General features: G+C 62.9%; 18 protein-coding genes and 1 tRNA gene. 8 read left to right on the plus strand and 11 right to left on the minus strand.

Annotation, left to right across the window (positions count from 1 at the left end):
• The first annotated feature begins 82 nt into the window (after positions 1–82).
• Positions 83–2,137 (plus strand): M3 family metallopeptidase, encoded by a 2,055-nt coding sequence (locus NKI19_RS04680; RefSeq protein ID WP_352564738.1) that lies wholly within the window; start codon positions 83–85, stop codon positions 2,135–2,137.
• Between the two features lie 384 nt (positions 2,138–2,521).
• On the opposite strand, the gene NKI19_RS04685 is transcribed toward NKI19_RS04680, so the two are convergent.
• The 4 genes from NKI19_RS04685 to NKI19_RS04700 form a co-directional block, all read right to left on the minus strand.
• The gene (locus tag NKI19_RS04685; protein WP_352564703.1) at positions 2,522–3,991 is read right to left on the minus strand and encodes an LGFP repeat-containing protein; all 1,470 of its coding nucleotides are present in this window, start codon (positions 3,989–3,991) and stop codon (positions 2,522–2,524) included.
• A 93-nt stretch (positions 3,992–4,084) separates the two neighbouring features.
• A complete protein-coding gene (locus NKI19_RS04690) occupies positions 4,085–7,282 on the minus strand; it encodes an AfsR/SARP family transcriptional regulator (protein ID WP_352951089.1) in 3,198 nt (1,065 codons plus the stop codon).
• Between the two features lie 120 nt (positions 7,283–7,402).
• On the minus strand, positions 7,403–7,861 hold the full coding sequence (locus NKI19_RS04695; protein ID WP_352492225.1) for a hypothetical protein: 459 nt from the start codon (positions 7,859–7,861) through the stop codon (positions 7,403–7,405).
• A 238-nt stretch (positions 7,862–8,099) separates the two neighbouring features.
• Positions 8,100–8,175 (minus strand) — tRNA-Ala (locus NKI19_RS04700).
• A 164-nt stretch (positions 8,176–8,339) separates the two neighbouring features.
• On the opposite strand from NKI19_RS04700, the gene NKI19_RS04705 reads away from it, so the two are divergent.
• Positions 8,340–8,630 (plus strand): YggT family protein, encoded by a 291-nt coding sequence (locus NKI19_RS04705; protein ID WP_352492226.1) that lies wholly within the window; start codon positions 8,340–8,342, stop codon positions 8,628–8,630.
• Positions 8,631–8,643: 13 nt separating this feature from the next.
• Positions 8,644–8,964, plus strand: a complete 321-nt coding sequence (locus tag NKI19_RS04710) for a DUF167 family protein (protein WP_352492227.1) — start codon at positions 8,644–8,646, stop codon at positions 8,962–8,964.
• A 220-nt stretch (positions 8,965–9,184) separates the two neighbouring features.
• Here the strand turns inward: NKI19_RS04710 and NKI19_RS04715 are convergent, their stop codons facing one another.
• The 7 genes from NKI19_RS04715 to NKI19_RS04745 all read right to left on the minus strand — a co-directional run bounded on the left by NKI19_RS04715 (position 9,185) and on the right by NKI19_RS04745 (position 16,351).
• Positions 9,185–10,150, minus strand: coding sequence for an ABC transporter ATP-binding protein (locus NKI19_RS04715; RefSeq protein ID WP_352492228.1), 966 nt, complete (start codon positions 10,148–10,150; stop codon positions 9,185–9,187).
• A gap of 2 nt (positions 10,151–10,152) precedes the next feature.
• Positions 10,153–11,163, minus strand: coding sequence for an ABC transporter ATP-binding protein (locus NKI19_RS04720; RefSeq protein ID WP_352492277.1), 1,011 nt, complete (start codon positions 11,161–11,163; stop codon positions 10,153–10,155).
• Positions 11,160–12,077 (minus strand): dihydrodipicolinate synthase family protein, encoded by a 918-nt coding sequence (locus tag NKI19_RS04725; protein ID WP_352492229.1) that lies wholly within the window; start codon positions 12,075–12,077, stop codon positions 11,160–11,162. The genes NKI19_RS04720 and NKI19_RS04725 overlap by 4 nt, the downstream gene beginning before the upstream one ends.
• A gap of 19 nt (positions 12,078–12,096) precedes the next feature.
• Positions 12,097–12,999, minus strand: a complete 903-nt coding sequence (locus NKI19_RS04730) for an ABC transporter permease (protein ID WP_352564705.1) — start codon at positions 12,997–12,999, stop codon at positions 12,097–12,099.
• Positions 12,999–13,958, minus strand: a complete 960-nt coding sequence (locus NKI19_RS04735) for an ABC transporter permease (protein WP_352492230.1) — start codon at positions 13,956–13,958, stop codon at positions 12,999–13,001. Before NKI19_RS04735 ends, NKI19_RS04730 begins: the two co-directional genes overlap by 1 nt.
• Before the next feature lie 66 nt (positions 13,959–14,024).
• The gene (locus NKI19_RS04740; RefSeq protein WP_352492231.1) at positions 14,025–15,605 is read right to left on the minus strand and encodes an ABC transporter substrate-binding protein; all 1,581 of its coding nucleotides are present in this window, start codon (positions 15,603–15,605) and stop codon (positions 14,025–14,027) included.
• A gap of 32 nt (positions 15,606–15,637) precedes the next feature.
• A complete protein-coding gene (locus tag NKI19_RS04745; protein ID WP_352492232.1) occupies positions 15,638–16,351 on the minus strand; it encodes a FadR/GntR family transcriptional regulator in 714 nt (237 codons plus the stop codon).
• A gap of 97 nt (positions 16,352–16,448) precedes the next feature.
• Here NKI19_RS04745 and NKI19_RS04750 point away from each other — a divergent pair, with 97 nt between their 5' ends.
• From NKI19_RS04750 to NKI19_RS04770, 5 genes are all read left to right on the plus strand, one after another.
• Complete coding sequence (locus NKI19_RS04750) at positions 16,449–17,420, plus strand: Gfo/Idh/MocA family protein (protein ID WP_352564706.1); 972 nt, start codon at positions 16,449–16,451, stop codon at positions 17,418–17,420.
• Entirely contained in the window at positions 17,417–18,412 is a 996-nt protein-coding gene (locus NKI19_RS04755; protein WP_352492234.1) for a Gfo/Idh/MocA family protein, read from the plus strand. Before NKI19_RS04750 ends, NKI19_RS04755 begins: the two co-directional genes overlap by 4 nt.
• Positions 18,402–19,352, plus strand: a complete 951-nt coding sequence (locus NKI19_RS04760) for a dihydrodipicolinate synthase family protein (protein ID WP_352492235.1) — start codon at positions 18,402–18,404, stop codon at positions 19,350–19,352. Before NKI19_RS04755 ends, NKI19_RS04760 begins: the two co-directional genes overlap by 11 nt.
• Before the next feature lie 97 nt (positions 19,353–19,449).
• On the plus strand, positions 19,450–20,529 hold the full coding sequence (locus tag NKI19_RS04765; RefSeq protein WP_352492236.1) for a LacI family DNA-binding transcriptional regulator: 1,080 nt from the start codon (positions 19,450–19,452) through the stop codon (positions 20,527–20,529).
• Between the two features lie 61 nt (positions 20,530–20,590).
• Entirely contained in the window at positions 20,591–21,697 is a 1,107-nt protein-coding gene (locus NKI19_RS04770; protein WP_352564707.1) for an ABC transporter substrate-binding protein, read from the plus strand.
• The last annotated feature ends 5 nt before the right edge of the window (positions 21,698–21,702 follow it).

Consider the following 21,702-nt stretch of genomic DNA (forward strand, 5'->3'; position numbering starts at 1 on the left):
TGAACGGGGCGCGCTGTTGCGCGCAACCGGCCGGCGCCTTACATCGGTGACGATCCATCTCCTCCCGCCACCCAGCGAAAGTTTGCCCATGCCGTCCACTGTCGACCTCGCCGCCCATCCGCTGACCGCATGGCAAGGGCCGCTCGGCCTGCCTGATTTCACGCGCATCGGCGACGGCGATTTTTCTCCGGTATTCGACGCGGCCCTGAAGGCGCATGAGGCCGAGATCGAGGCGATTGCCGGCAACACCGGGGTACCGACCATCGAAAACACGCTTGCCGCGCTCGAGCTTGCCGGCGAAGCGCTCGACCATGTCTCCTCGATCTTCTGGTGCCGCGCCGGCGCCCACACCAATGAGGCGATCCAGGCGCTGGAGCGCGACATTTCGCCAAAGATGTCGCGGCATTTCTCGGCGATCTCGATGAACGAACGACTGTTTGCCCGCATCGACGACCTCTATCAGCGTCGCGAGGCTTTGAAGCTCGATGCCGAAACGCTGCGGGTCCTGGAAAAGACCTGGAAAAACTTCGTCCGCTCCGGCGCCAGGCTCGACGCCGAAGGCAAGAAGCGGCTTGCCTCGATCAACGAGGAATTGTCGTCGCTCGGCACCAAATTCGGCCAGAACGTGCTTGCCGACGAGCGCGACTGGGCGCTGTTCCTCGACGAGGCTGACCTTGCCGGCCTGCCGGAATTCCTGAAAAGCTCGATGGCGGAAGCCGCCGAAATGCGCGGCCAGAAGGGCCGCTACGCCGTCACTTTGTCACGTTCGATCTACGAGCCATTCTCGACCTTCTCAGAACGCCGCGATCTGCGCGAGATAGCGTTCCGCGCCTTCATCATGCGTGGTCAGAATGGCGGCGCCACCGACAACACGGAAGTGGTGCGCGACATGCTGCGCCTGCGCGCCGAGAAGGCGAAGCTGCTCGGCTATGCTTCCTACGCCGCATTGAAGCTCGACGATACCATGGCCAAGACGCCGGAGGCGGTGCACGCGCTGCTCGATCCGGTTTGGGAAAAGGCGGTGGAAAAGGCCGCAAGCGACCAGGCCGAATTGCAGCGGCTGGCGGCCGAGGCCGGCAGCAACGAGAAATTCGCTGCCTGGGACTGGCGCTTCTATCAGGAGAAGCTGCGCGCACGGAAATTCGCCTTCGACGAGGCCGAGCTGAAGCCGTATCTGCAGCTCGGCCGCATCATCGAGGCCTGTTTCGACGTGGCGACACGATTGTTCGGCATTTCTTTCGAGGAAAAGAAGGGCATTGCCACCTGGCATCCGGACGCACGTGTTTTCGTCGTGAAGAATGCCGACGGCAGCGAGCGCGGTCTGTTCCTCGCCGATTATTTCGCGCGACCCTCGAAGCGCTCTGGCGCCTGGATGAGCGCGCTGAAATCCGGCTACAAGCTTGGCGATGGCTCCAGGCCGGTCATCTACAACATCATGAATTTCGCCAAGCCGCCGGCCGGCGAGGCGGCCTTGCTGTCAGTCGACGAAGCCAAGACCCTGTTCCACGAATTCGGTCATGCGCTGCACGGCATGCTGACAGACGTTACCTGGCCATCGGTCGCTGGCACCTCGGTCAGCCGCGATTTCGTCGAGCTGCCGTCGCAACTCTACGAACACTGGCTGACCGTGCCGGCGGTGCTGGAAAAGCATGCGCTGCACGTCAAGACCGGCAAGCCGATGCCAACGGCGCTGGTCGACAAGATGCTGGCGGCGCGCACCTTCGGCGCCGGCTTCGCCACGGTCGAGTTCACCGCCTCGGCCTTGGTCGACATGGCCTACCATGCGCGGCCGGATGCGCCGCAGGAGCCGCTTCGTTTCGAAACCGAAACGCTCGAAAAGCTCGACATGCCCGACACCATCGCGATGCGCCACCGCACCCCGCATTTCGGCCATATCTTTGCGGGCGATGGCTATTCTGCGGGCTATTACTCCTACATGTGGTCGGAAGTGCTCGACGCCGACGCTTTCGCCGCCTTCGAGGAAACAGGCGATCCCTTCAACGCGGCGCTGGCCGAGCGGTTGCGCGAGAACATCTACGCCGCCGGTGGCTCGAAGGACCCGGAAGAACTCTACACCGCCTTCCGCGGCAAGATGCCTTCCCCGGCAGCGATGATGGCCAAGCGCGGGCTGGTGTGATGCATGCCCGCTCTTGTAATCGTCCTCTTTCCATCCTGATTGATGTCGGCTGTCATCGCGTGGGGTTGCGCACCGCCTGATCCGGTTTCCGCCGGTCCGGCTCGGCCTGGCTGGCTGCGGCCGCGTCGTTGAGGTGACTGCACTTAATGCCGTCGCCATCGTCCCGGCCGAAGGAGCCGCGTTCATGGCGGCGCTACGGGCTGTGCGGGGGGTAGGCAACGAATGCTTGCCCGCTATGCTGATCGGCGCTGCCGCATCTGGACCGCGCCTTGCGACGACCGCTATGGAAATAAATCTCTCAGTCGCGAACTGTCAGCCCCGCCAACGGAAGGCGGGGCTGGTAAGTAGATTGTCCCGGCAAGCTTTTTTGCCGGGGCGATTGGCCTAGGCAGGCACAAAGCCAAAATAGGCTTTGTAGGAAGCCCCATCGCCGGAAATCAGGGGCGTTTCCACTTTGAACCCGATCCCGCTGAAGGTGGTATTGTTCGTGCGTGCCGCGAGCAGCACCATCTGCTTTGCGGAGATGGTCACTGTCGCGCTCCCGATCCTGTCATCGCCCCAATCGAAGAGATCGCTGATGGCGCCGCCGATCGATGGCATCAAGGATCCCAGGGCCGGGCCGGCTATGGCGGCAATGATAGGTCCTGCCACCGGAATGAGGCCCAAAGCCAGCGTACCGGCCGTATGGACACCCATGACGATCTTCTGCACCTCGTCCTTGTATTTGTTGGGATCGCCAAAATCATTTTCCATCAGCACCGTACCGATATTGATGCCGTAGGGCTTGCCTCGATAAATTTCCATAAGGTCGGGTCTTGTATCTCCGGCATCGACGTCGCCGTAGACCTGGCTGCGCTTGGTGTCGGCGATCTGCGGCGTTGTCACGCTGACGATGACATATGGTTCATCCGCACTCGACCCCTGATCCCAGTCGGTCTCGCCGAAGCAATGGAGGCCGGTATAGTGGACGACGACATCTCGAAGGTCGATCGCGCCTGTGTCGGGCCACCAGTATATGCCACCGTTTTCAAACAGATTGGCACGGCCACCATCGGCAAATTCGGTCTCGTCGGTCGTGGGATAGCCGAGATATGACTGTTCCCAGCCCAGGCTCTCCCACTTCTTGCGGATGTCACCGTACACCACGTTGGCTCCAGTGTTCGGTGTCCAGTAGATCGAGCCGGCATTGGCAAAATGGTTGTAGCGCCCGACGCCGTCGGGAGTCCCGGTTTCGTCGGTCACCGGATAGCCGAGAACCGAGCGCTCCCAGCCCATTGCTGCCCATTTGCCGCGAATAGCCCCCCAAATCGCCTGAGCACCGGTGTTCGGTGTCCAGTAGATCGAAGCGGTATTGTTGTTGAAGTGATTGTATCGGCCGACGCCGTCGGGAGTTCCGGTTTCGTCGGTGCAGGGAATGCCCCACGCGAGACCGCCAAGCGCAATCCACTTCTTGTAGATTTCGCCATGGATCTCAAAGGCGTCGTGCATGGCATCGTTGTAGCAAATGCATGAGCCGTTCTTGAGATACCAGGCTTTTCCAGTGTCCTTCCTGTCGATCTCGGCGAAGCCGGCGCCTCCAAGGGAGTTGTACTTTTGCTGTATGACAGCTTCAGGCGAGAGGAGCGACCAAGGCCCGATCCTGAGTTGGTCGGAAAGTCTTGTGGCTCCAGCGCGGATGGCGCCGGCACGCACTCTCGAAGTTGCTCTGGCAGTATACGGCATGACCTTTTTCCTTCCTGTGAGTGTTGGTATCGGGGGCTTCAGGCCTCCGGCGATCGGTTTTGATCGACGGGCTGAGGTTCCCAGACCGCGACTTACGGACGGCTTACAGAGTTCCGAGCTGCGCCTGAGCAATTCCCGGGAAAATCGCGTAGCGCTTTCCCTAGGGAATTGCGCAAAAATAAAGAGATAGAGCGGTTCGGCGTTTTCGTGAAACGATGAACCGGTCTAGAGAAACGGGCGCACGAGCGAACGCAGCAAAGGCGAGGGCTCGTCATCGCCGGTCGAAGCGAGCGCGCGTTCATAGCGCCGGTAATCCTCGATGGCGCCGGCATGGTCGTTCCTGGAGAGGCTCTCCTGGATGAGCATGCCATGGAGTTTGGCCGATTCCGGGTAGAAATCGAGGGCACGCCGGCACGCCTGGCGTGCCCGATCCGCATTGCCTTGGCTCTGCCAGTGTTTGGCGATCCGCACGGCAAGCTCCACCAACCCGTCCCGCACCCGGTCGGCCGCGGCGTTCGACCAGGCGGGCGTCGGGCCATTCGAGAAAAGCGGGCCGACAAAGCCTTCCAGCAGCACCTCCTGCTCCTCGATTGCGCTGTCTCTTTGGCCCGACAGGACGGGTTTCAGCCGGTCTTCCCAATCCTGCAGATCGATCCAGACCTTGTCGGCAGCGAGTCGCAAACGGCCTTCTCTCAGCGTTACGAGTTCGCCTTGCCCGAGCAATTTGCGCAAACGATGTAGCGCCTGCTCCAAGGCCGCTTTGGCCTGGTCGCCGTCGAGGTCGGGCCAGAGCCAATCCTGCAGGGTTTCCACAGAACAGACCTGGTCCCTCGACAGGCAGATAATGCGCAATATGTCGAGCGCGCGGGTAGGTTTGGCACCGGGCGCGACCTCGGCGCCATCGATCTCGAGGCGGAAGCCTCCCATTAAGTGGATCCTGAGCGGCCAAGGCCACTGGGCGGGTCGGCCAGCGGGCGGGACCAGATATCGCGCCCGAACGACGCGGCGGCAGAGATCGATGTCGATCTTTCGCTCCAGCGCATCGGCGACCAGATCGGCCAATAGATCCGGCAGGTTGAGCAGGATTGCGGAGGGGTTGACCTGGCGCAGCGCCTTCATGAATTCAGCCAGACGAGTGCCATAGGACGCGCCGCCGTTCCACTTCTGCTCCAGGGCCTGAGCGGCCAGAATGTTGAGTTCGACGCGCTGGCGAGGGCCGCCGCTCAGCCTTTCGACGATCTCCTGGAGTAGCGCAATGGCCTCCGCCGGACGCCGATCGGCCAGCAGGACCTGGTATTTGGTGACGTAATGCGGCCAGCGTTCGATCATCGGCTCATTCGCCCGCTCGATCGCATCCATGAAGGCATCGCAGTCGAGATAAGCCTTGACGAAGTCGCCGTTGCGCGTGTGCATCGCCGCGTGGCAGTCGGCGACTACAGCGACCTGGGTGGTGAACCTGCTGTCCGCGATCTCGCCCAGCCGGGAGACCAGCGCATTGAATTCCGAGAACTTGTTGTGAAGCTTCATCAGCAATTGAAGCTGATAGAGGGCGCTGAACTCGACGCCCCGTAAGGCGTGCTGCTCGCCTATCGCCGTTGCGCGTCGCAACGCATCCTCGGCCGATGCATAGACAAAACCGCGCCGCGAATAGGGGAAATAACGGCCGCTGGCCGAGCCAAAGGATACCAGCCACATGCCGAGCACCAGCGGCGGGATATCCGGATGTTCGAGATCGGCGGCAACGCTGTCCACGGCATTGGCAAAAATGTCGCGCTGCCCCGACGAGGTCGCGTAGTCGATGAGCGCTTCGCTTGCCAGCAGGCGCAACTCGACCGAATCTTCGATCGGCAGACGTGTCAGGCGCTGCTGGATATCATTCACGAGGCGCTTCGCGTCGTGGGCGTCGAATTCGCCAGGTTCGGCGAAATCGACGGCCCGCAGGATGCCGAGCCTGACCATCATGAGTTCCTCCGGATCCAACTCCGGCAATCCCTTGGCAAGAAGCTGTGAGGCTCGGCGCGTCCACTCCGCCAGCCCCTCATGCGTACGCCAGCTGGCGGTCTTGACCACGACCGCCCGCGCGACCGTCAGGCATTGGCCGCGCATGTCGGTGTTCTCGAATGCTTGCCATGCCTTGGAGAAGTGCGGTTCGGCCTTCGCATCGTCCGATGCGAAGGCGACGCCCAGCCAATAATGGACCCAGCCGTCCATCTGGTCGGGGGGCAACCTGTTGCACCATTCGACGAAGCTGGCCCGGCGCCCTTGCGAGAGAACGGCGTTGGCGCACTCCAGAATGAGCTGGCGTGCCAGCGGCCAGGCGCCCGCCTGCAACGCCAGCACGATTGCCGCGTCGGTTTTGCCTGCCTCGTGCAGGACCTTTGCTGCCTGCTCGCGCAGCCTGGAACGGTCCGCTTCCGTCACGCGCCGGTCCAGTAGTCCGGCAAGGTATTCGCGCAACAAGTCATGCAGCTGGAAGGCGGCGCCGCCCGGACCGTCGCGAGTGATCAGCAGCTGGCGATGCTGCAGCCGCACCAGCAGGCGAGCAGCCCGCGGCGAGCCCAGGAACGCATCGGCAAGCTCGGTGCTGATCTCCGGCAGAACGTTGAGCCTGATAAGCAGATCCTGGTCCTCCGGCGCGATGTCGCGCAGGAAATAACGTCCGACAATCTCCCGAAGGCCGACGCCTCCGGCAAGGCCGGTCTGCGAAAGCGGGTAGTACATTCCGGCGTTGGCCAGCAGGAGAAGGCCCACCGCCCAGCCGCGCGCCTCCGAAATGTCGCTGACCTCGGACGGCGATTGCGAGCGGGCGGCGACGAGGTTGCGTGCCTCCGCAGGCGAAAACTCCAGCAGCGTTTGGTTGAGGACCGGCAACTGTCCCGACAGCACGAGGTCGGCGACATCGCCCTCGGGCAGCATCCGCGACGTGCAGATGCAGCGGATGGTGTTGGGGCGTTCGCGCAACAGGATCGCCAGCGTCCGGCGAAAGCCTGGCGCGTCGGCACGATGCAGATCGTCAAGGACCAGGATCGTGCCCGGAGCAAGCCGCGAGAAATAGGCGCGGAAGAACAGCCGCGCGAAATCGTCGGAATTGTCGGCATATTCTGGACCGAAGACGGGCATGCCGGCATGCCTGCCGTCGAGCGACAGCGTCAGGTAGTGGAAAAGGCGCGCAACGTCCTGGTCCTCGGTGTCGACCCGATACCAGTTGTACGCCGATTCGCCTTGCTTCAGCCCGCCTTGTTCCAGAAAGTCGATCACCGCGGTGGTCTTGCCGTATCCACCAGGCGCAGCCAGCCAGCATGCACCGCTGTCGAGGGCCTGCGAAAGCAGCGCCACTACGCGCGGACGGCTGACAATTCCCACTGGCCGGGGTGCCGAGAGCTTTGCTATCTCGCGCGGCGCGTCCCGGAAGGATTTATCCATTGTGAGGACTCTCGCAGCGCACTCGCCTCGCGAAAACAGGTAATCGGTTCGCCCGCAACAACAAGTCGCCGGCCGGCGTTGTGCTCGCCTGACGTGCCGTGCTCGCCGGCAAGGTCGCGGTTATCCCTTATGTGACATGATGTGCGAAACCCCGACACTCACGTCGGCGGTGTGTCTTGCCATCACTGCGTTCATTCGCATTGCAATCGTCGCGTAGCCGCTTCGTTCCGGGTCGGTAACTTCCGAGGGCTTGAAGAGCCAAGGAAGGGGTGCAACCTGCGCGTCCTCGAAATTGGCCGGCAGATTCGATGGCAAGGCCTTTCTTCCCAAAGGCAGCTCTAGCCCAAGGTCACTAAATTCCTCCTCGAGCCTGGCGTGCAGATGAGAAAGCACCACATAGATCGCCAGCCTTGATCTAGTCCTTTCTGTGTTGTTTTGATTGTACTCTTGAAGAACCTCATCGAACGATGGCGATACGTCGGTTTCAGCAGCGGTAGCTCGTGTTGCAACAGCACCGGCCAGGGCAGTCGCTGCCACTCCTGTAAGACCTACAAAATCACGTCTTGTCGTGCTGGTCATAGTGAATTCCCCTCGGTTTTGAAGACGGACCAAGTCTGGCAAGGACGAGGCGCAGTGGCAATAGGCCGCATACGCTACTGGTGTAGAGGACCTTTACGCCGCCGATGTGAATCCACCCGGCGATGACAGTGCCAAGCCGGCAGAGGCTCGCGATGCATTCGGTTGCTTCAGCTGAGGACAGCCATGAAATCCAAGCGGGTCTTCGGCATGCAACCAGGCAAGGGATCGAAAAATCCGCTGGTGGAGCTGAGGAGGATCGAACTCCTGACCTCGTCATTGCGAACGACGCGCTCTCCCAGCTGAGCTACAGCCCCGTCCAGCGGATGGGGCTTTTATCGGCCGCTGCGGTTTCCTGTCAAGGCTGCGCTTGCTGCCGAAATGCCGTTCGGCCGTTCGTCCGGCTTCGCCATGCTGCGGAAGGCGGCTCTTGCCGCTTTCACCTACAGTGGCTACATGTCGGCAACAATCGGAGACCGGCATGATCGCCCTCATTCAGACCATTGTCATGGCGCTTGACCTTTATTGGTGGATCATCATCGCCTCGGCGATATTTTCCTGGCTCTACGCCTTCAACGTCGTCAACGCGCGCAACCAGTTCGTCGACACCATCAGCAACATGCTCTACCGGCTGACGGAGCCGGCGCTGCGGCCGATCCGCCGCTTCATGCCCGATCTCGGCGGCATCGACATCTCGCCGATCATCCTGCTGCTGATCCTGTTCTTCATCCGGCAGTTCCTGCTCACCACCGTGCTTTCGCTGGTCGTCTGAGTTCAGGCGTCCCATGAGCGCGCCGTTCCGCACGCGCACCGACGGCATCGACCTATTCGTCCGGCTGACGCCGAAAGCGGCGATGGACAGGCTGGAGGGCATCGAAACATCGGCGGATGGGCGAAGCTATCTAAAAGCCCGCGTCCGCGCCGTGCCGGAAAACGGGGCCGCCAATCGAGCGCTGGAAAAGCTGGTCGCCAAGGCGCTTGGCGTGCCGGCATCGGGCGTCTCGATCGCCGCCGGCGGCACAGCCCGGCTGAAGACGCTGCGCGTGCTTGGCGATCCCGCGGCGCTAGCGAAACGCATCGATACGCTGGGCGCGCCTGCGCCCTGATCTCGGCTCGCTCACTTACCCCGCAAAAAAGGCCGGGCTGCAAAGCCCGGCCAGATGTGAAGGTCGAAAACCTTCAGAGGGGAACGCGCCGGACGAATGGGAGGAAACATCCGGCGCAGCGTGCATGTGGGTCGGCATTGCTGACGTTTCAATGACCGGAGACCACTATAACAGCTTCGTGAACCTAGGCTGGAGCCGTTGTCTAGGCCGCAATCACTCCTTACGCGATGTCGTCGCGGATGCAGGCCTTCAGATGGCCCTCGGCTGTCGCCCTCAGCGGCGGCACAGCCCCTGCGCAAGCCTCCAGCGCAAACGGGCAACGGGTCCGGAAAACACAGCCCGACGGCGGGTTCGCCGGGCTGGGAATATCGCCCTTGAGCACCTGCCGGTCTTGCCTGGCCAGCGGATCGAGCGACGGAATGGCCGACAGCAGCGCGCGCGTATAGGGATGCTGCGGCCGGGCATAGAGTTCGGCCGCCGGCGCAACCTCCATGATGCGCCCGAGATAGAGCACGATGACCGTGTCGCAGATGTACTCGACGACGGCCAGATCATGCGAAATGAACAGCATGGTCAGGCCGAGCCGGAGCTGCAGGTCGCGCAACAAATTGATGATTTGCGCCTGAATCGAGACGTCGAGTGCCGAGACCGGCTCGTCGGCGACGATGAATTCCGGCTCGAGCGTCAGCGCTCGGGCGATGCCGATGCGCTGGCGCTGCCCGCCCGAAAATTCGTGGGCGTAGCGCTCATAGGCGTCGACCGGCAACTCGACCGCAGCAAGTGCCTTCTCCGCCCTCGCCCGCCGCTCGGATTTCTTGCCAATGGCTTGAATGTCCAGGCCTTCGGTGAGGATCTGCCCTATCGTCATACGCGGCGACAGGCTGGCGAAGGGGTCCTGGAAAATATACTGCATCTTGCGGCGCTGGTGGCGCAACTGGGCGGCACTCAGCCTGGTAATATCGGTGCCGTCATAGTTGATTTGGCCGGATGTCGGCTCGATCAGACGCAGCACCGAGCGGCCGATCGTCGTCTTGCCGGACCCGGATTCGCCGACCAGGCCGACCACCTGGCCACGCCTGATATCGAAGGAAATATCCTCCAGCGCCCTGACGACGGGTCCGCGCGAGAACGCTGTCGGCGCAAAATGCTTGGTCAGGTTTTTGACCGAGAGGAAGGGGGCGTCCACCGTCAGAGCTCCTCCCAGCGCAGGCAGCGGCTTTGCTGGGTCGGCGTCGCCGCAAACAATGGCGGCACTGCGGCGCGGCAGGCGGCGATGGCCATCGGGCAGCGCGGCGCGAAGGAACAGCCCTTGGGCAGCAAGGCGAGCGAGGGAACATTGCCGGCAATCGTCGGCAGCGGCGTCCCCGCCACCTTCAGTGCCGTGGCCTCACCGAGCCGCGGCACCGAGCGCATCAACCCTGCCGTATAGGGATGACGCGGACGGGTGAACACTTCGCCCACCGGACCTGTCTCGACGATACGCCCGGCATACATCACCGCTACCCGGTCGGCGATTTCGGCGACGACGCCGAGATTGTGAGTAACGAACAGGATGCCCATGCCGCGCTGCGCCTGCAGCTCGGCCAAAAGATCGAGGATCTGGGCCTGGATAGTGACGTCCAGCGCGGTCGTCGGCTCATCGGCGATCAGCAATCCCGGATCACAGGACAGGGCCATGGCGATAGTGGCGCGCTGGCGCATCCCGCCCGAAAGTTCATGTGGATACTGCCGCGCCCGCCGCTTCGGATCGGGAATGCCGACCTGTTCCAGCAGCCGCACCGCGTCTGCTTCTGCCTCGCGGTGCGATTTGCCGAGATGGATGCGGATCGGTTCGGCGATCTGCTCGCCGATCGTGTAGACCGGGTTCAGGCTGGTCATCGGCTCCTGGAACACCATGCCGATCTCGTTGCCGCGTATCTTGCGCAGCGAATGGGCATCGAGGCTAGTCAGCTCGGTGACCGTGCCGTTCTTGCGCCGCAACGCGATCGATCCCTCGGCAATATGTCCGACCCTTTTCGGCAACAGGCCGATGATCGACAGGCTGGTGACGGACTTGCCGGATCCGGATTCGCCGACGAGCGCCAGCGTCTCGCCGGAGCCGATCGTCAGGTCGACATCCGTTACCGCCGCGATGTCGCGCCCCGCAATGCGGAACACCGAGCGCAGTCCGGAAATCGAGAGGATCGGCGCGACACTCAGCGGAGCAGCCCCACGTCGCGAAGGATCATGTCGATCTTTGCGGTTTCCTCCCCGTTCAGGCTGCGTTGCGGCCGCGCCATGGTGTTCGAGGCGATGATGCCGAGGCTCTTCATCGCTGCCTTGAAGGCGCCGACGCCGGCCGAGCCGGCGCTTGTCCTGCCAAGCGATATCCAGACGATCTCGAACAGCTTTAAAAGCCGCTCCTGTTCCATCCGGGCTTCGGCATGCTGGCCGGCCTGCATCAGCTTCCACAGCCTGACATAGCCATGCGGGTCGACATTGGCGAGGCCCGGCACGACGCCGTGCGCACCCATGGCCAGCACGCTGTCGACCAGGATCTCGGATCCGGTCATGCCGAAGAAATTCGGATCGTTGGCCATGTCCTTGAGCACATAACGCAGATTGCCGTCATCGCCGCTGGAATCCTTGATGCCCGCGATGGCGCCTTCCCTGGCGAGGCCGACCGTGGTCTTGCGCTCCAGCTTGACATGGACGCAGACCGGGATGTCGTAGGCGATGACAGGGAGATCGATCGCATCCTTGATATAGCGGAAGTGGTCGCCGATCTCCGGCTGGCTGGTGCGGGTATAAAACGGCGCGGTGACGACAATGGCGTCGACGCCGGCCGATCTGGCGATGCGGGCGTGATTGATGACACGATCGGTCGTCGGATCGATGACGCCGGCGAAGATCGGAACCCGGCCGTTATTGATCCTGACCGCGTGCTCAAGGATGGCCCTGCGGCCCGCCTCGTCGTGGAAGACCACCTCGCTGGTCGAGCCGAGCACAAACAGCCCGTGAACACCGCCGTCGAGCAGGTTCTCGATAGTGCGCGTGAACGACGGGAAGTCGATGCTGAAATCGGCATTGAGCGGGGTGACGACAGGTGGCACGACGCCGGTAAACAGGGGCATTTTGATGAAACCTTTGAGGTCAGTTGAGATCGGAGCGAGGGTCGAATGCGTCGCGCAAGCCGTCGCCGATAAAATTGATGGCGAGCACGGTGAGCACCAGTGCGGCGCCCGGGAACATCCATTGCCAGGGGTAATTTTCCAGCACGACGGTGGAGCGGGCAAGATTGAGCATGTTGCCCCAGCTGGCTTCGGGCGGTGCGATGCCGAGGCCGAGGAAGGACAGGCCGGCCTCGAGCAGGATGGCGTTGGCGATCTGCAAGGTGGCGTAGACGACCAGGATATCGATGCAATTAGGCAGGCCGTGCCGGAACAGCAGATGCGGCAGCCCCGCCCCCATGCCGCGGGCGGCGACGACGAAGTCGCGCTCGCGCAGTTCGAGCAGCCTGGCACGCACCATGCGCGACAGCACCGGCCAGGAGAGCAGCGAGATCACCAGGATGGTCGGGGCGATGCCGGTGCCGGCAATCGAGGCCAGTACCAGCAGGAAGATCACCGGCGGCAGCGTCATTGCCAGGTCGACGAGGCGCATGACCGCGCCGTCGACAAGACGCCCGCCAAAGCTGGCGACGGCGCCGACCAGGAAGCCGATGACGGTCGAGATGGCGACCGAACAGATGGCAACCAGCAATGAGATCCGCCCGCCTTGCAGCAACCGGGCCATGACATCGCGCCCAACGCCGTCGCTACCCAGCCAATGAATGGCCGATGGCGCCTTGTTCATCGCCCTGAGGTCGATGGCGTTCGGGCCAAACGGCCACCACAGAGGATAAGTCGAAACCGCCAGCAGGATCGGGATGACGATCAAAAGCCCGGCACGCGCCGCGCGGTTTTCAAAAAAGCGGTCGAGCGCGCGACGAAGCGGCCCTTTGGTTTGCGGCACGGCTGTCGGGTCGACCGTTGGGTCCGGCGCGCTGATTGCCATCACGCCACCTGAATGCGCGGGTCGACGACGGCATAGACGACGTCGGTCAAGAGGTTGACCAGGATGACGCAAACGCCGATCACCAGGGTGGCGCCCATGATCACCGGGTAATCGCGGGTGCCGACGGCGTTGACCAGAAGCAGTCCCATGCCCGGCCAGTTGAACACGCTTTCCAGGAAGATGGCGCCGCCGATGGCGATGCCGACGGTCGAGCCGATCAGGGTAATGACCGGCAAAAGCGCATTGCGGGTCGCGTGCTTGATGATCACCCAGAACTCGCGCACGCCCTTGGCGCGCGCCGTCCGCACGTAGTCCTGGTTGAGCACTTCCAGCAGCGAGGCGCGCATGTAGCGCATGATCAGCGCGGCATGGCCGATAGACAGCAGGCAGGCGGGCAGGACGAGGTGCGCAAGCACATCCGTCGCCGAGAACGGCGCACCCGCGGTCTGCATGCCGCCGGACGGTGCCCAGCGCAGCAATACCGAGAAGAAATAGAGGCCAAGCAGCGCCGTCAGAAAAGCTGGGCTGGAGATACCGATAAACGACAGCACCGATAGCGCGATGTCGGACGGTTCGTTACGGCGCACCGCGCTGAAAATGCCGGCGGAAATGCCGAGCATGATGGCGATCGCCAGGCCCGTGCCCATCAACAGCGCCGTCGGGCCGATGCGTTCCATGACCAGCGGCAGCACGGCAACGCCGCTGCGCTGGATCGAATAGCCGAAGTGGCCGCTCAGCGCCGCGCCAAGCCAGGCCAGATATTGCACAGGAAGCGGCCGATCGAGCCCGAGCCGTTCGCGCAGGCCCTCGAGGTCGGAAGCCGACATGGGGACCGATGGGTTGATGTAGGCGTCGATCGGATCGCCCGGCGCCAGCCGCAGCAGGATGAAGATCAGGACGCTGAGCGCGACCAGCATCAGCAGTCCTGTGGCGCTGCGGCGGGCGATGAAGCTCAACATGGGCTTTCCGTGGCGGTGGCAGGCGGTGCCAAAGTGGTCCCGCCTGCTCGCTTGGTTGCGGGTTTCTTATTGGATGTCCCAGCGCTCGGGGTGAGCCGCATAAGGACCGCCGCCCGGCGCCGGCGTCCAGACGAAGTCGCGCAGTTTGTTGGAGGCCACGCCATAGCGGTTGGCCACCCATAACGTCGCCCAGGGCAGCTCCTTGTTCATCACCTTGCAGACCTCCTGCCAGGAGGCGTCGAGCTTGGCCGGATCGGTCTGGCCGAGCGCGGCGTCCAACGCGGTGCTCAGGTCTTCGAACTCGATACGCATGGTGTTGAAGCCTGCCGGCGGGATCTGCGACTTGTTGAGGCCGGGATTGAGGCCGGCCGGGTTGGGGCCGTTCTGCAGGCCGGCATAGACCATCGGAAAGGCGTTCCAATCCGGCGTGCCTTGCTTGTAGACGATGCCGTTGTAGGTCGGCGTATCGACGACCCGCGGCACCACATTGATGCCGACCTCGGCCAGCATCGACTGGACAGCGGCCATCACATTGGCCGCTTGCGGCGAGCCGTAGTAGGTCAGCAAGGTGATCGGCTTGTCGCCGTTGATCTTGTCCCAGCCCGCCTCGGTCAGCAGCGCCTTGGCCTTTGCCGGATCGTAGGCATAGGGTTCGAGGCCTGCGGGAACGAGATGCGGCGCGACATAGCCGCAATTGGCTGGCTTGGCGGCACCGCCGTAGAGGCTGTCTATGATGGCGTTGCGGTCGATCGCATACATGATCGCCTGGCGGACACGGATATCCCTGAACAGGTCGACCTTCTGGTTCAGGCCGACATAGTTGACCACATAGGAGGCACCTTCGATCACCTTGAAATTGCTGTCGCTCTTGAACGATGCCGCGTCGTCGGGCTCGACATAGGTGAACTGGATCTCGCCGGCACGAAGCGCGGCAACGGCCGCCGCCGGCGACTCGAAATAGCGGTTGATGAGCGCGTCTACCTTCGGCTTGCCGCCGCGATAATCGTCATCGGCTGCCAGTTCGACATATTGATCGGTCACGTAGCGCTTGAACTTGAACGGGCCGGTGCCGACCGGAGCGGTCGACCACCAGGTGCTTGTCGCCAGCGATTCCGGCGGCAGGGCGGCCAGGGCATGCTCCGGCAGGATCATCAGCTGCGAGAGAATGGATAGAAACGAGCCGTTCGGTTTCGATAGCTTCACCACTGCGGTGTGGTCATCCGGCGCATCGACCGAGGCGATGTTGGCGAGGCGGGCGGCAAACAGGCTGCCGGAGGCCTTGTTCTTGGCAAGCTCGAGGGTGAACTTGACGTCCTTCGAGGTGAACGGTTTGCCGTCATGCCAGGTCTCGTTGACCAGGTTAAACGTATAGCTCAGCTGGTCGTCGCTGATCTTGTAGTCCTTGGCGAGGTCGCCTTCGATATCGGTCAGCCCGGCATCGTAGATAACCAGCGGTTCAAAATATGTGCTGAGCCAGGTGTAGCCGCCCGTCGCGACCAGCGGGTTGAAGTTCTTGGGAAAACCGCCGGGGCCGACGTCGAAGCCGCCCGCAATGGTCTTGGCGCTTTGTGCCTGGACACTGGCCAACGGGGCAATGCTGGCGAGCAGCAGCCCGGCGACTGAGAATGCGATGGTCCTGATGCGCATGGTTTCCTCCCTTGGCATATTCAGGTTGTTCTTCAGCTTGCTCGGTTTTTCGCGATAACCTGCTGGATCCCCCGGTAATGGTTGTCGAGCCGCCGACGCGCCTGGTCGACATCCTTGGCGGCGACAGCCTCGACGATCTCGTGATGGTCGCGCCATGTCGCCAGCGGCGTCGGATTGTCGAGATTGGTGAAATTCGAGGCCTTGTTGAACGCCGTCCAGAAGATGTCGATCAGCGCGCTCAGCATGTGATTGTTCTGGCAGCGGAATAGCAGCTGATGGAATTGCTGGTCCTCTTCGGCGAAGCTCTCATGTCGCTCGGCACGTTGCCGCATGCGCTCGGTCAACTGGCGCAGCGCCTCGATGTCCTCGGCACTGATCATCTCGATCGTCTTGGCGATGAGGCCGGTTTCCAGCACGCGGCGGATTTCGCGCAGCTCTTCGACATCGCGCAGCGAATCCTGCAAACCGTAGGCCAGGTTATCCAGCAGCGGCTTGAACGAGAACTCCTTGACGAACACGCCGATGCCGCGCCGCGTCTCCAAGATGCCGATCGATTCCAGCGCCTTGATGGCTTCGCGAACAGAGTTGCGGCCGACGCCGAGCCGCTGCGCCAGGAATGTCTCCGGCGGCAAGGGATCGCCTGCCTTGAGCTGGTTGCTTTCGATATAGGCCCTGAGGCTTTCCTGCACGGTGACGTGAAGAAGCGGCGGTCTGCTCAACGGTTCAATCGACTTCAGTTCCGCCATCCCACTGCTTTCATCATCATCCGGATTAGCCTGCCCGCTTGTCGTATAGCTACTTGTAGGATATCCTGCAAGCCCATAACAACCCTGCTGCCTTCGAATGAAGATTGCCCTCGCCGGCTCGAGCCACTGGCACGCCGAAATGCACCTCGACGCCGCACGCTTTTGCGGTGCGGAGATCGCTGGTATCTGGGACGAGGATCCTGGCCAAGCGCATGCGTTCGCCGCGCACCACGACCTGCCGTTTATCGAAGATTTCACGGAGATCCTCTCCAGCCCGCCGGATGTGATCCTGTTGATGGGGCACCCTTCGACGGTGCCGGCACGGGTTCGTGCGATCATCGCGGCAGGGATACCGCTGATCCTCGAGAAGCCGGCGGCCAGCCATACGAGGGAACTGATGGCGCTGCGCGACCTTGCCAGGCAGTACCAGGCTTTTGTCGCTGTTCCCCTGCCCAACCGTTTCGGACCGGCCGTCACGGCGTTTGAACGGCTGCGCCGGCAAGGTCGCGCCGGCCCGGTGGCGCATTGCCAGTTCCGGCTGGTCAATGGCCCGCCGCAACGCTACGTCGCCGACGGTGTCGCCTGGGTCGTCGACCCGGCGGTTGGTGGCGGGGGTGCGTTGAGGAATCTCGGCATACACGGCGTCGACGCGGCACTCAGCCTCGCAACCGGCAAGCTCGACCTGAAAAGCGTTTCGATCGCGAACCGCATTCATCCCGGCCCGGTCGAGGATCATGCGCTGCTGGTGCTGGAAGACGAGGCCGGCGCGCTGTTCATCGTCGAGGCCGGTTATACCTTTGCCTCGATGCGCCCCGGCGGTGACTTCGAGTGGCGCATCGTCAGTGCCAATGCCACCCTCATCGATCAAGGCGACCGGACCATTTGCGCCACGCTCGACGACGCGGCAATCGTCGACTTGCCGGTCGAACTGCCGGCAACGCGCTATCGTCTGTTCATGCGCGATACGCTTGACCGGCTGGCCAAAAAGGCGCCTCCGCCGGTGTCCATCGAGGATTATGTTGCGGCGATGTCGCTGATCGACGCCGCTTATCAAAAGGCAGGATCATGATTGGAATAGGAATTATCGGCGCCGGCGATTTCGGCGCAGCCCATGCGCGGGCAATCCGTGAGGTTGGCGGCATTCGCCTCGTTGCCGCTTCTCGTGGAAATGCCGACGCGCTGCAGCGCTTCACCGCCGAACATGGCGGCCGCGGTTACGCCGACTGGCGCAAGCTCCTGGACGACAAGGAGGTGGACACGGTGCTCATCGCCAGCCCGCACCACCTCCATGCGGAAATGGCCATCGGCGCGGCAAACGCCGGCAAGCATATCCTGCTCGAAAAGCCGATGGCGCCGACGGCGGCCGCCTGCGATGCGATCAATGCCGCCGTGGCCAAGGGCGGCGTCAAGCTGATGGTCGCCCATCTCATGCATTTCGCCCTGCCCTGCATCGCGGCCAGGCAAATTCTTGAGGGAGGCGAGCTAGGCCGGCCGCTCACCGGATCGAGTTGGATCATCAAGCTGTGGATGGAGCACAATCGCCGCGACTGGCATCTGCGCAAGGCGACCGGCGGCGGCATGCTGTTGACGGCCGGCATCCACGCGCTCGACCGCCTCGTCTGGCTGATGGATGACGATGTCGTGTCGGTGAGCGGCATGCTCGGCGCCAAGTTCCATGACCAGGAAGCAGACGACAGCGCCTTGCTCGGACTGCGCTTCGCCGGCGGCGGCGTCGGCCAGGTGCAGAGCGTCGGCTATCGCACCGGCGCTTCCACCTACGCCATGGATCTGGTCTGCGAGCAGGGAACGCTGCGCATCGACATGGACCGCGGCACGATGCTTGGCCGCGATACGGTCTGGACCGAGTTGCCCGGTTCCTTTGAGCCGAACTGGATGCATAACGCGCTGGTGCGCGAATGGAGCGCAATGCGCGATGCCATTGCCTACGATACGCCGGTGCCGGTCGACGGTATCTATGCACGCAAGATGATCGCCATTATCGAGGCTGCCTTCGCATCGAACGAAACCCGCCGCGAACACGAGATCGCCGGTGCACGCTGACCCTAACGACCATCTGGCCCGCTTGCCCACACACGCGCCGCGCGGCGTCTGGGGTGCGGTGATGTTGGCCATCGACCATCGCGGAGCGATCGACTGGCAGGCGACGGAAGAGACGATCGCCCGGCTCTGCGCCTCAGGCGTCGAAGGCGTCTATTCCAATGGCACGGCCTGCGAATTCCATTGCCAGACCGAGCCCGAATTCGACCGGCTTTGTGAGTTGGTCGCAACCATAGCCGGCCGCGCGCGCCTTCCTTTCCAGATCGGCATCAGCCAGTCCAATCCGCGCGTCGCGCTGGAGCGGCTGACACGGGTGGCCGTACTTCGCCCGGCGGCGGTGCAGTTCACCTTGCCCGACTGGTGGCCGCCCAGCGACGACGAGGTCATGCGCTTTGCCGGCGGCCTGTGCGAAGTCGCGCCCGAAACGCCGCTGGTGCTCTACAACCCGCCGCACGCTAAGCGTCGGCTGACGCTCGACGGCATCGCCAGGCTGCGTGCGGCCGTGCCATCGCTGATCGGCGCCAAGCTGCCGGGCGGCGACGCCGGCTGGTATGCCGACATGCGCCGCAAACTGGACGGATTTTCCGTTTTCGTCCCCGGCCACACGCTGGCAACAGGTTATGCCGGGGGAGCCCATGGCAGCTATTCCAACGTTGCCTGCCTCAACCCGAAGGGCGCGGTGATGTGGTGGCGGATGATCCGTACCGACATGGCCGCCGCTGCCGAGGTCGAGGCCCGCATACAGGCCTTCCTCGCCGCACATGTCCTACCGTTTCGCACCCGTTACAATGTCAGCGATGCGGCACTCGACAAGGCGATGGCGGCGGCCGGCGGCTGGGCGCCGCTCGGCCCGCGACTGCTCTGGCCCTACAGCTCCGTTCCCGATCAGGAAATCCCGACACTGGCCAGGGCCGCTCACGCGGCTTTCCCGGAATGGTGGTAGCGCGCGATTTCACGAAACCGGTTTAGTAAAGCGGTTTACAAGCGTAAATTCCTGTGCTGAACTCTGCCCATCGGCAAACGCTGGGCGAAGTCGCCTCATGAAGAAACCCACAGCATCCACGATCAGGAACGTCGCACATGCGGCCGGCGTCTCGGTCACCACCGTGTCGCGTCACCTGAACGGCCGCATCAAGCTCCCGGCGGAAACCAGCGAACGCATCAGGGCGGCGGTGGCGGAACTGGAATATCGCCCCAACGCCATCGCGCGACGGCTGAGCAAGGGCCGTAGCGAAACCATCGGCCTGATCGTTTCCGACATCTCCTACCCATTTTTCGCCGCCATCGCGAGTGCGGCCGAAGAGGAGGCAAGCCGGCTCGGCTACAGCCTGGTGATGTTCAACAGCCGCAACATCGCCGCCAAGGAACTGGGCTTCCTGTCGCGCATCGACGACGCGCAGGTCGACGGTATCCTGCTGATGACCAACCATCCGGACGATGGCGCACTGGTCCAGAAGATCAATGCCTGCAGCAACGTCGTCCTGGTCGACGAGGACGTTCCCGGCGCCATTGCGCCACGCCTGTTTGCCGATAACCGTCGCGGCGCCAGGCTGGCGACCGAGCATCTTCTGGATAGTGGCCACCAGGCGATCGCCTTTGTCGGCGGCCCACCGGCGCTGCTCAGCAGCAGGGAGCGGTTCGGAGCCTTCGAGGAATGCCTCGAACGCAGAGGCCTGCAGCTCGAGCCCGGCTACGTCTTTTTCGGCGACTATGACGAGGAGTCCGGCCTGCGCGCGATCCGGCGGTTCGCTGCACTCGACAACCCGCCGACCGCAATCTTCGCCTCTGCAGACATGCTGGCGCTGGGGATTTTGCAAGGCTGTCGCAAGCTCGGCATCAGCGTGCCCGCCGATCTGTCGCTGGTCGGTTTCGACGACATCCGCAATGTCGACCTGCTCGATCCGCCGCTGACGGCCATCCGTCAGTCGGCGGAGGAATTCGGCCGTCGAGCCGTCGGCCTGTTGATCGACCACATCAACGGCGTCGAAATACCGGACGCGGCGCCGGTTGCGGTGAAACTTGTCGTGCGCCACTCCGTGGGCGCGCCGCGCAGGACGCATTGGAAACTGGCTGGAAACGCCTCAGCGGAAAACCGACCGCCGGCAAGAGTGGGAATTTGAACAGAGACGGATCAAATCCGCGAAGACATGCAGTCCACCATCAACAATGGGAGAATGAAAAATGACAATCTCGCATTTCGCACAAGACGCGGCGCAGATCGCGCTGGAAAAATTCAACCGCGGTGAGATCGATCGCCGCTCTTTCCTCTTTGCTCTCGGCGGCCTCGGACTTGTGACCGCCTTCAAGCCCGGCGTTGCCCAGGCCGACGCCTCCGAAATCGTCGTCTGCAACTGGGGAGGGGCTGCGGCGGACGCCTTCGCCAAGGCCTATGGCGACCCTTTCACCCAGAAGAGCGGCATGAAAGTGGTGATCGACGGGGCAGGGCCTGCGATCGGCACAATCCGGGCCATGGTCGAGTCCGGCAAGGTCATCTGGGATGCCACCGACGGCGGCATGATCGATTCCCTGACGCTGGGCAAGGGCAATCTGGTCGAGAAGATCGACTACACGATCGTCGACAAGTCGCAGGTGCCCGAGAATTTCGCCGGCGAGTTTGGCATCTCGAACTACGTCTATTCGAACGTGCTTGCCTACGATGCCGACGCAACCAAGGGTGTCGCGCCGACAGGGTGGGCCGACTTCTTCGACACGGCCAAATTTCCCGGCAAGCGCACAATGTGCAAATGGATCCAGGGCCAGCTCGAATTCGTCCTCATGGCGGACGGGGTCGCGCCCGCCGACCTCTACCCACTCGACGTCGACCGGGCGTTCAAGAAGCTGAAGCCGATGCTCGCCGACATCATCTTCTGGGAGGGCGGCGCGCAGACCCAGCAACTGTTCCGCGAGGGCGAAGTGGCGATGGGCAACATCTGGCACACCCGCGCCAATCTCCTGCACAAAGAGACCCCCGACAAATTCAAGTGGATCTGGGAACAGAACATCCTTTCGGCCAGCGCGTGGTCGGTTCCGAAGGGCAATCCCGCCGGCAAGAAAGTGTTCGACTTCATCAATTCGACGCTCGATCCGGCCGGCCAGCTCGTGCTGCTGCAGATCATGGGCAACGGACCGTCCAACCCCAAGACGCTCGCCTTGATGACGCCGGAGGACGCCCTCGTGAATCCGACGACGAAGGAAAATGCTGCCTCGCAGATCATGCTCAATCCCGCTTATTACGCGGAACACGAGACCGAGCTCCAGAACAAATACCTGGACTTCATCTCGAGCTGAGAGGG

Origin of the sequence: Mesorhizobium sp. M0751 (genome assembly GCF_040320265.1) — a bacterium.
GTDB lineage: Bacteria > Pseudomonadota > Alphaproteobacteria > Rhizobiales > Rhizobiaceae > Mesorhizobium.